The following is a 9,669-nucleotide window of genomic DNA, read 5'->3' as shown; positions in this document are numbered from 1 at the left end:
CCCGCCTTATGGCCGCTGTGCTGAAATGGCAGTTAGCTGATAGCCTCGTTCGGTCTGGTGGAAACTGAATGTCACGGATGTACCTGCGGGTAATGGCTGTGCGGCCAGGCTCTCCGGCAGGTCAAATGTCATGGTCATCGGTGGCCAGTTCAATGCCGGAATGGCGCTATGAGCAATAGATACGCGGGTGGCATGCCAGGTTTTTATCTGGCCCTGGGAGTGATAGCTCTCTGCTGGCGCAGAATCCGCCATTATTGTATGACTATCATGAGACATCGGGCTATTTTCACTCATGGCCGGGCTGGCGGCGAACAGCGGAGAAGAAAACAGTAATACAGCAGATACAGCGCTAAATAAGATACGCATAGCAATAACTCCAAAACATAGAATAAGCACAACACACCACGATTAAGTGGCCTGAAGAAAACGGTTATTTATGTCTGGATCTATTCTCTAAAGCGGCAGAAAGCGATTTCAGTGGGGGGGCCGACAATGGGGGGGGTATGCCAGTCAACGCGCTGGACGCGTGGTGTTTGTTGCCTATCAGCCAATACTAACTCCGTATTGGTGGGTAAGGCTGCCAGCACCAACATGCCGCTGTCAGACTGGACAGAGTCAGGGATGCAGTGTTTTTCACATAAGGAGTTTTGCGCCTGACCATGAGACATATCCATCATTGATGGCATGTCGTGCATTTGGTTTTCTGTTGCTAAAGGGTCAGGCTGTATATGCCCTTGATGCTGGGTAAATACCGGCGAGGCAGAAGGGGCAATATCACACTGATGGCCGGCGATGGCCAACTGCGCGTTGAGAATCAGCCAGCAGGCAACCAGCAGCATACCGCACATGCGCATTTTACTGGCGCGCATCCGGTGCATAAGCTGTGGTACTCCCCTAAATGCTGGCATGTTTAACCTGAATGTGTGGTGATATTAAATAATGCTGCCAGCGAGTATAGGACCATCTCCCTGTTTTTAGAATGGTTTTATCGGGTTGCACTGAGTGAAATGAAAGGTTACCAAAACGTTAGTATGCTGAATTTATTCTATTTATTTCGATATCTGAAGTCGCAATGGGGGTTGATTAGAAGAAATATTTACTTTTCTTTAAGTTATTATCCAACGCCCGCTGAGTTATTAGCCCACACCGCTATGCATCAATCGGCGTGGGCTGAATAAGCCTAAGCCTTACCAGGCATAACTGACAGTAGCGGTGGCAACACGGCCACTGCCATAGAAGCAAGCTGCCATCTGTGCACAACTGGCAACATATTCTTTGTTGAACACATTGTTGACGTTAACTTGCAAACTGGTGCCTTTCATCGCTGGCAGAGCTTGTCCCAGTTCATAACGCATCATCCAGTCATACAATGTCACCGCTGGGACTTTAAAGCTGTTCTTGGCATCACCCCAACTGGTGCCGATATAGCGGACACCAACACCGGTGGATAAGCCATCGACTACTCCTTTATCAAAGGTATACATTCCCCATAGTGAGGCGGAATGGCTTGGTGTGCGGGCTGGCATTTTGCCTAATTCAGCCAGTGTTTTGGTTTCACGCACTTTCCCTTTGGTGTAGGTATAGGCAGCAATCAGGTTGATATTGTCGTTAATCTCACTGTTTAACTGCGTTTCGATCCCCTGAGATTGCACTTCACCAATTGGGACGTTGTAGGCCAGTGCCTGGTCGTATTGGCTGATATTTTTCTGGCGTAAATCGTACAATGCGGTCGTCAACAAGGTGCTGCTGCCCGGTATCTGGTATTTGAGGCCAAGCTCAACTTGACGCGCGGTAACCGGGTCCAATGCCCCAGTCCCCGGCGCGCCTTTGGCGGTGCTAGGTTCAAATGAAGTACTGTAACTGATATACGGCGAGATACCTGAATCAAAGGCATACAACACACCAGCACGGCCGGTAAAGGCATGGTCGTCTTGTTGATCCTGAGTGGCGGTTTTGCGGCTTAGCGTTTTTAACTGTGACCAGTCATAGCGCCCGGATAAGAGGAAATTCCACTTATCCAGTTCAATTTGATCTTGTAAATAGACCCCCACCTGATCGAGTTTGGTCAGATCACTGCTATTGAGTGACAAGTCACTCTCTTTAATATTCAGACCATAGACAGGTGATACCCAATCCAGATTGTATTTTGTCTGCACGGTGCCCATAAAGAACTGACTATCAATACGGCTACGTTTGTAATCCAGCCCAGTCAGCACCGTATGGTTTAACTGCCCGGTCCAGAAATCAGCTTGCAGTTGGTTATCAACGGCAAACTCAGCCATGGTCTGGCGCTCGATTTGCGGGCGGCGAGTCATGGTGCGGTTATCTGGCAGCAAATTCATAAAGACCAGATACTTGTAATCTTGCTTGTTATAGCTGTAGCGCAGGTTCTGGCGGAATTTAAAGGTGTCATTGATATAATGCTCAAGGGCATAACCGACAGAGGTCTGCTCGCGTTCAGACTGATCAAATGACGGGTCGCTAACGTTAAAATCGTAAGGTATATGGCCGTATGCAGTACCAAACACGGTTCCAGTGGCTGGCAAGAAGTTACGTGAACCGGCTTTGGGTTCTTTCTGATAACTGGTCAGTAAGGTAAAGGTGGTGTCTTCGTTCGGGATAAAGGTTAATGCCGGGGCGATAGCAAAACGCTCCTGTTTAAAGGTATTTACGGCATCATCTTGTGTTCTGCCAAGCCCGTTCAAACGATAGAGTACTTTACCTTCATCATCCAACACGCCACCGAAGTCGAATGCTGCTTCAGCCAGGCTATTATTGCCTGCACCCACCTGCACTTTATGAATACTTTCCGCTGTTGGGCGTTTACTGACCATATTGATCAGGCCGCCGGGGTTCACTTGGCCGTAAAGCACTGATGCTGGGCCGCGGATTACTTCAATTCGTTCCAGCAGCCAGGGGTCTATCTGGCCTCCACGGCGTGCACCACCTAATGAGTTGTAGCTTAAGCCATCGAGAAAACGCGGGGCATAGCCAAAACCACGAATGATCACTTCGTCATTCATATTCGAGCCGCCACGGTATTCCGGCACGACACCGGCGGTATAGCGCAGGGCCTGTGCCACAGAAGCCGCTCCTTGATCTTGCATTTGCTGGCGGGTAATAACTGAAACTGATTGTGGGGTGCGGATCAGTGGTGTGTCAGTTTTAGTCGCGGTGGCGCTGTTTTTAGCGACGAAACCATCATCTTGTTGGCCGCTGCCCGGTTTGGCGACAACCACTAATTTATCTTCTTTAGCCGCAGTGGCCGCTAATGCGTTGAGTGACGGTATCAGTATCAAGGTGGTGGTGAATAATAAGGTCTTTGCTGTGCAGCCTGCGCGAAATGGCAATGTTGTTGGTATCTTCTTGCCAGAAATATCAAACATGATTTATCCCTACCTGGAAGTACAATAATGGAAAGTATTTGAACCTCATACGTCAGGTTCTTGATGCCAACCGGGCTTTATTTGCCTCTATTTAGCTTGGTTGTTACAAAAAAACGTTATATTCCAATCCAATAACCGTCGCATAGCACATCGGCCATATCTAAATTACGATGATAGGCTGGCACACTGGAGAGAATGCTTACTATGTTATTGCAAATAATAATACTTCTCAATATTATTTGTATTTAGGTAATAACCTTATATATATTAAGTCTTATATCCATTTGTGATGGCGCACAGTCGCCGCGCTATCAATGAATAAAGACGTAATCATAAATAGACCGTGACCGGTGTGATGACATAAAGAGGGCAGCGTGTGAGAGTGGCGAGCGAATATCCAGAGAGTCAGCAGTTATTACAGGATCCTTCGGCGGGCAGTGAATCATGGTGGCAGCGCATCGCACAATGGGGAACGCCCCTGACTGAACCGGCAGCAGCTGGCAAAGTAAAGCTGACTTTCCTGTGGCGCGACCGACAAGGAAAGGCGCGTGATTCGGTATATAGCTGCGTGTATATCGATGTTAACGGCGTGACAGATCATCATAGTGTTAATCCTGAATCGCTCACTCGGCTGGGCCAGACGGATGTTTGGTATTGGCAGGCAGAGGTAGAGTCTGATTTTCGTGGCAGTTACAGCTTTATTCCCGTCTCAGCAGAGAAATGTTTGAATTTGCCAGCCGGTAGCCCGCAAGAACAGCGTCAGGCACAGCGCGATTGGTGGATCTCATTGATGGATCTCGCTGAGAACGATCCGTTAAACCCGATTGCCGCGCATTGCAGTTATCGCGGAATGTCACTTTCTGCGGTTCATTTAGCCGATGCTTTGCCGCAAACGGCCTGGCAGCCAATCGATGCGGGTAAAATTCTGCCCGCCGAACCGCAACGTTTACAACTGATTAGTTGGCACAGCCAGTTATTGGGCAATAGTCGCAATGTGTGGATTTACTCAACGACAACCGGTGCTGAAGATAAAGCCGAACGCCCATTGGCTATCTTGCTGGATGGCCAATATTGGGCACTCAGGCAGCCGGTGTTTGGCATATTGGATAGTGAAACCGCCGCAGGGCATTTACCTGCTAGCGTCTATGTGTTGATCGACATCATTGACCAGACTCATCGTTCGCAAGAGCTGCCTTGTAATCAGGATTTCTGGCAGGCATTGCAAACAGAATTACTGCCGCAGATTGCATTGCAACAGGCTTTTACGGAACAAGCGTCTCGTACTGTAGTGGCCGGGCAGAGTTTTGGCGGGTTGGCATCGTTGTACGCTGGATTACATTGGCCACAGCGTTTTGGTTGTGTGTTGAGTCAGTCCGGTTCGTTCTGGTGGCCTGATGTTGATAATTTCAAGGCACTGACGGCGGGGACTGCTGAACGTCAGGGCTGGCTGACCGAGCAGGTGTATCAGGGATTGGGGGCGAGTCAGCCATTGAATATCTTTATGGAAGCAGGTCGCCGTGAAGATGTGATTTATCAGGTCAATCAAGCCATGAGTGCAGCGCTTCGTCAGGCAGGGCATCGGTTGCAGTATCGAGTCTATGCGGGTGGGCATGATGCTCTATGCTGGCGGGGGGGCTTGATTGATGGATTACGCTGTCTGTTAACCTGATCGACTGAGTTTTAACCGCCTTCGGCGAGCAGAGGGCAGACTCGCTCTCTGCTCGCTTGTGGATTAAATTTTAAATCGCCCCTTCGGTATCACCAATGGTGTATGTGAAACCGGATCATCAATGATCAAACACGGCATACCAAATACCTGTTCGACCAAATCTGCTGTGATCACCTCGCGCGGGTGACCTTGTGTAACTACCTGCCCGTCGCGCATGGCGATAATATGGGTAGCGTAACGACAGGCATGATTAAGATCATGCAGAACAGCAACCAAGGTATGGTTATGTTGCTGATTAAGGTTACTGAATAACTCCAATAAATCAATCTGATGAGCGATATCTAAATAGGTGGTGGGTTCATCCAGCAGCAGCAGCGGCGTCTGCTGTGCCAATACCATAGCTATCCATACTCGCTGGCGTTGCCCGCCAGATAATGCGTCCACTGATCGGTCAGCCAGTTCACTGACACCGGTGGCTTGCATAGCATTATTGACCGCCAGTTTATCGGCCTGTGTCCATTGCTGTAATAACTTCTGATGGGGATAACGGCCACGCGCCACCAAATCTAACACGCTGATACCGTCGGGTACTTGCGAACTTTGTGGCAACAAACCCAAATGACGTGCCACCTGCCGGGTATCAATGCTGGCGATATTCTTGCCGTCTAAAATTACCTGACCTGCTTGCGGTTTCAGCAAACGGCTCAGTGCGCGTAGCAGCGTTGATTTACCACAGGCATTGGGGCCGACAATCACCGTAAATTCACCATCAGGAATGGAGATGCTCAGGTTCTGGCTGATTATCTTACCGTCGTAGCCCAGTGTTAGGGCGTCGGCTTGTAAGCGGGAGGAAAAAACGCTGTGGTGTAGGGTGGCTGCAGGGGTAACAATACTCATGATCGCCCGGACTCCCGGATTAAAAGCCAAATAAGATACAGGCCGCCGATGCTGGTGGTAACCACGCCGACCGGCAATTGATTAGGTGGAAATAGGTGTTGGGCGCAGAGATCGGCGGCAACCAGTAATAAGGCGCCCATCAGTGCCGATGTGGTTAACGTCACTGAAGATGTGCCCGCCAGACGCCGTGCTATTTGTGGGGCGGCTAATGCAATAAAGGAGATAGGCCCAGCGGCGGCGGTGACGGCGGCCATTAGAATGACGCCAATCGCCATCAGGCTCAGGCGAGTTTTCTCAACGGGAACCCCTAAGGCACCAGCGGCATCATCGCCCATTTCCAGCAGTGGCATGCGGCGGCTAAGCAGCATTGCGGCTATCGTCGCGGCAAAGATAAACATCAGTGATGGCAGGCCCTTAGCCCAGCTCAGACCATTCAATGACCCCGCCCCCCAAGCCGCGGCAGTCATCGCTGACTCCAGTGATGCCGTGATTGTCAGCCAGGTATTGAATGCAGTGAGCATCGCGCCAATGGCAATGCCGACAATAATTAGCCGAAAGCCCTGAATCCCTTGTCGATATGCCAGCAGATACACCGCAATAGCTGCCAGTAAGCCGCCAACCAAGGCGCTGCTGGCAATCTCGAAATAGTTACCATTGAACAGCGTAATTGCCACTAACGCACCGGTATAGGCACCCATATTAAAGCCGATGATGTCAGGGCTGCCAAGTGGGTTACGTACTAATGACTGAAATATTGCGCCACTGATACCCAGTGCGGCACCAAAAATAAGCGCCATCACTGCGCGGGGTAAGCGCCATTGATTGACGATAATATCCACTGCACCGCGGGTTTGCCCGAACAAGGCATTAAGTACCTGTTGAGGCATTAATGCCAGAGTTCCCGCCATTAATGCCAGCAGTGCGCCCAACAAACAGGCCAGTAGCAGCAGGCTGCAAACAACTAAACTGCGTGGTCGGATGCGTAAATTTATCGCGCCATCGGGGCGACCAAATAGCCACGGCGAGGTGACAGACTTCATAGCGCGGTCATCCTTTTGTTACGTCGAACTAGCCAGATTAGCAAAGGCGCGCCAATAAATGCCGTTACGACGGAAACCCGTAACTCGCCCGGCACCAAGAAGCGGCCAATAATGTCAGATACCAGCAACAGGATAGGTGTCATCACTAATGTGAATGGGAGAATCCAACATTGATTCGGCCCAACAATCCAACGGGCGATATGGGGGACCATCAGGCCAACAAAGGCGATAGGGCCAACGGCTGCGGTAGCGGCACCGCACAACAAGGTGACGGCGATGACCGCCCAAAATTGGGTTTGGATAATTCTGGCCCCAATCGCGGCCGCCAGATCCTCTCCCATATGCATCGCATTGAGTGGCCGAGCCAGCAACAGGGAGATCACACCGCCGAGCAGGATTGCCGGAGTGACGGCCAATACCACTGACATACTGCGGATATCCAATGACCCTGCCTGCCAGAAGCGCACCCGATCAAAGACCAGTGGATGTGTCAGTGATATGCCAGAGGAAATCCCCATTAACACAGCGCCAATCGCGACACCGGAAAGTGTCAGGCGCAGGGGATTAACGCGCCCGCCGCCCTGAGCACCGACCCAATACACCACCAGTGTGGTTAACATCGCACCGATAAAAGCGGAAATAATATAGCCCTGGATGGCATTAACGCCGAAAAAAATGATCCCGACGGCGACGGCAAAACTGGCTCCGGCATTGACGCCAAGAATACCGGGGTCAGCCAGTGGGTTACGGGTTAGGGCTTGCATGACTGCACCCGATAGCCCCAGCGCTGCACCGGCGAGTACACCAATCAAGGTTCGCGGCAGACGTGATTCAACGATCAAAATGCTATCGGCGCTGTGCTCTGTGCCGAGCAAACTCTGCCAGACCACGGAGAAAGGGATGGCTTTGGCACCGAGCATCAGGCTGGCAGCCATGACCAATAGCAACACAACAATGCTGAACAGCAGCAACAGCCCGCGTCGGCGCGCTGTTGGTACCTCTGACGTCGACACCAGTGTCAGCGGTTTTATTGAATATTGATCTGGAGAATAATCAGCAGGCATTGTAACTCTTCTTTAACAAATGATTATTGTTATCGATTTGATTATCATTATTATTTTGGTGAGATATGTTAGCACGCATTATTGTTAGAATGCATCGCTGTGGTAACGCAGGGGGAAATTTAGCCTGCTCGGTCACATTCCTGAATGCGCTCAACGTCAGAAGCGGGACTTACCCAATCAATGAGCAGGTTTAAACATCCCTTCAATTCGGGCTAACAGATTACTCGCACTGTAATAATCCAAGCGGAAAGTGTCATAACCCACGGCATAAACACGGTTGTGCTCAATCGCTGGAATATGAGCTAAAAATTTATTACTTTTCAATGCATCAACTGACGGTTGATCACCGGAGAAGAGTAAAATAGTCTCACCGTTCAGACCTTCAGCCAGCTTCTCGCCACCTAACTGAATAATATCCTTACGATGTCCCATACTGGTGTTACCTTTCACGGCTTCAGGTATTTCAGCGAGCCTAAAGCCCAGCTCCTGCAACAATTTGCCCTGTGCCGAGTCTTCAGTCCACAAGTTCGCGGTGCTACCGGCGGCTTGATAGACAAAAGCCGACGTTGGCTGCGGCGGTAAGGTAATACTCTGTTTCACCTCATTGAGCCGGTTGGCAAATTTATCAATCACATCTTTCGCATCGGTTTCATGGCCAGTTGCCTGCCCCAATATCATTGCTAACTCTTGCCAGCTTTTATCATCGTAATTAATCACTAAGGTTGGTGCGATAGCAGATAACTGCTCATACAATTTCACTGCCGAATCCCCCCCGGTGGCAGAAATAATAATTAAGTCAGGGTTCATGCCGGCAACAGCTTCGGCGTTTGGCTCAGTCTGATATATCGGTACCAGTTTTTTTGCCTGTGCGACAGCCGACCATTGAGTAAAGAACCCTTGATTATCTGCGACGGTGGAGCTGGGCGCGGTCGCTCCACTGGCAATCACCGGCGCATTGATCGCCAATAAGGTGCCAGTGATGGTGATGCTGGTGGAAACAATCCGTGTAGGTTGCTGAGTTAATGTGACCGGGCCTTTAGCCGTTTCCACCGTCCGGGACCATGCTGGTGAGTTGTCGTCTGCCGCTGATGCGTTGTTCTCCTCCGCGGGTTTGCAGCCGGATAACCAAAATGTCAGACACAGCAAGCCCAGTAGGGCAGGCAGAGAACGGGATGTTTTACAGGCAGGCATATAGTGGGACATAACGGCGTTTTCTCTTTCTATTTAACGGTGCTAGGTCGTAATTTATCATGCCATAAAATGAATGGTAGTAATTATTATTCCTATTACTATTTGCAATGTGGTGAGTGAAAGGGAGGATTGGCGTGCTCATCTTCAAGACAGGAAACCTAGCGAAATATCGCACCAGTCAAACCATTTAGAGGACGATCAGTCGCATGCTGGCCATGACTCATTAGCATGGTTTAAGCCAATTCAGCCGGCCTCTGGGGGCTGCGGCTAGCGCGAATTAAGGTATAATACCGGCCAGTGATCGTTGGCCGCTCTTCTTTTAGTATCACCGTCGCCGTGCTAAGCACATGCCTATATTGCAATGAATAAAATTGTTATTTCCCCAGCCTGGTTTCCTTGCTAAAAAAATACAGAATCAACCA

Annotated in this window: 8 protein-coding genes; 1 reads left to right on the top strand and 7 read right to left on the bottom strand. The window is 50.1% G+C overall.

Translation table 11 applies throughout. The features are described from left to right. Positions 1-6: 6 nt before the first annotated feature. The 3 genes from Q2T72_RS18745 to Q2T72_RS18735 all read right to left on the bottom strand — a co-directional run bounded on the left by Q2T72_RS18745 (position 7) and on the right by Q2T72_RS18735 (position 3,386). Positions 7-366 carry a copper-binding protein gene (locus Q2T72_RS18745; RefSeq protein WP_372569660.1) on the bottom strand — a complete coding sequence of 120 codons (360 nt, stop codon included), beginning with the start codon at positions 364-366 and terminating at the stop codon, positions 7-9. Positions 367-446: 80 nt separating this feature from the next. Next, positions 447-878: a hypothetical protein gene (locus Q2T72_RS18740; protein ID WP_005188166.1), complete on the bottom strand. Its 432-nt coding sequence runs from the start codon at positions 876-878 to the stop codon at positions 447-449. A gap of 309 nt (positions 879-1,187) precedes the next feature. Next, positions 1,188-3,386 carry a TonB-dependent siderophore receptor gene (locus Q2T72_RS18735; RefSeq protein WP_372569659.1) on the bottom strand — a complete coding sequence of 733 codons (2,199 nt, stop codon included), beginning with the start codon at positions 3,384-3,386 and terminating at the stop codon, positions 1,188-1,190. A 376-nt stretch (positions 3,387-3,762) separates the two neighbouring features. Between Q2T72_RS18735 and fes the strand changes: the two genes are divergently transcribed. Further along, positions 3,763-5,055 (top strand): enterochelin esterase, encoded by a 1,293-nt coding sequence (gene fes / locus Q2T72_RS18730; protein WP_372569658.1) that lies wholly within the window; start codon positions 3,763-3,765, stop codon positions 5,053-5,055. Between the two features lie 63 nt (positions 5,056-5,118). Here the strand turns inward: fes and Q2T72_RS18725 are convergent, their stop codons facing one another. The 4 genes from Q2T72_RS18725 to fepB all read right to left on the bottom strand — a co-directional run bounded on the left by Q2T72_RS18725 (position 5,119) and on the right by fepB (position 9,259). Beyond that, positions 5,119-5,952, bottom strand: a complete 834-nt coding sequence (locus Q2T72_RS18725; RefSeq protein ID WP_153046288.1) for an ATP-binding cassette domain-containing protein — start codon at positions 5,950-5,952, stop codon at positions 5,119-5,121. After that, the gene (gene fepG / locus Q2T72_RS18720) at positions 5,949-6,992 is read right to left on the bottom strand and encodes an iron-enterobactin ABC transporter permease (protein ID WP_372569657.1); all 1,044 of its coding nucleotides are present in this window, start codon (positions 6,990-6,992) and stop codon (positions 5,949-5,951) included. The genes Q2T72_RS18725 and fepG overlap by 4 nt, the downstream gene beginning before the upstream one ends. Continuing rightward, a complete protein-coding gene (fepD, locus tag Q2T72_RS18715) occupies positions 6,989-8,056 on the bottom strand; it encodes a Fe(3+)-siderophore ABC transporter permease (RefSeq protein ID WP_083162446.1) in 1,068 nt (355 codons plus the stop codon). The genes fepG and fepD overlap by 4 nt, the downstream gene beginning before the upstream one ends. Before the next feature lie 177 nt (positions 8,057-8,233). Next, a complete protein-coding gene (gene fepB, locus Q2T72_RS18710; protein WP_372569656.1) occupies positions 8,234-9,259 on the bottom strand; it encodes a Fe2+-enterobactin ABC transporter substrate-binding protein in 1,026 nt (341 codons plus the stop codon). Positions 9,260-9,669 lie beyond the last annotated feature (410 nt).

It is taken from the genome of Yersinia sp. 2466 StPb PI (assembly GCF_041538325.1).
Classification (GTDB): domain Bacteria; phylum Pseudomonadota; class Gammaproteobacteria; order Enterobacterales; family Enterobacteriaceae; genus Yersinia; species Yersinia enterocolitica_E.
Note: the sequence above shows the minus strand (reverse complement) of the source record. Positions and strands in the feature narration are given on the sequence as shown.

What these genes read in the sequence shown, in the direction of transcription:
- Q2T72_RS18745 (WP_372569660.1), bottom strand. Translation starts at nt 366, where the DNA reads ATGCGTATCTTATTTAGCGCTGTATCTGCTGTATTACTGTTTTCTTCT.
- fepD (WP_083162446.1), bottom strand. Translation starts at nt 8,056, where the DNA reads ATGCCTGCTGATTATTCTCCAGATCAATATTCAATAAAACCGCTGACA.
- Q2T72_RS18735 (WP_372569659.1), bottom strand. Translation starts at nt 3,386, where the DNA reads ATGTTTGATATTTCTGGCAAGAAGATACCAACAACATTGCCATTTCGC.
- Q2T72_RS18725 (WP_153046288.1), bottom strand. Translation starts at nt 5,952, where the DNA reads ATGAGTATTGTTACCCCTGCAGCCACCCTACACCACAGCGTTTTTTCC.
- fepG (WP_372569657.1), bottom strand. Translation starts at nt 6,992, where the DNA reads ATGAAGTCTGTCACCTCGCCGTGGCTATTTGGTCGCCCCGATGGCGCG.
- fepB (WP_372569656.1), bottom strand. Translation starts at nt 9,259, where the DNA reads ATGTCCCACTATATGCCTGCCTGTAAAACATCCCGTTCTCTGCCTGCC.
- Q2T72_RS18740 (WP_005188166.1), bottom strand. Translation starts at nt 878, where the DNA reads ATGCACCGGATGCGCGCCAGTAAAATGCGCATGTGCGGTATGCTGCTG.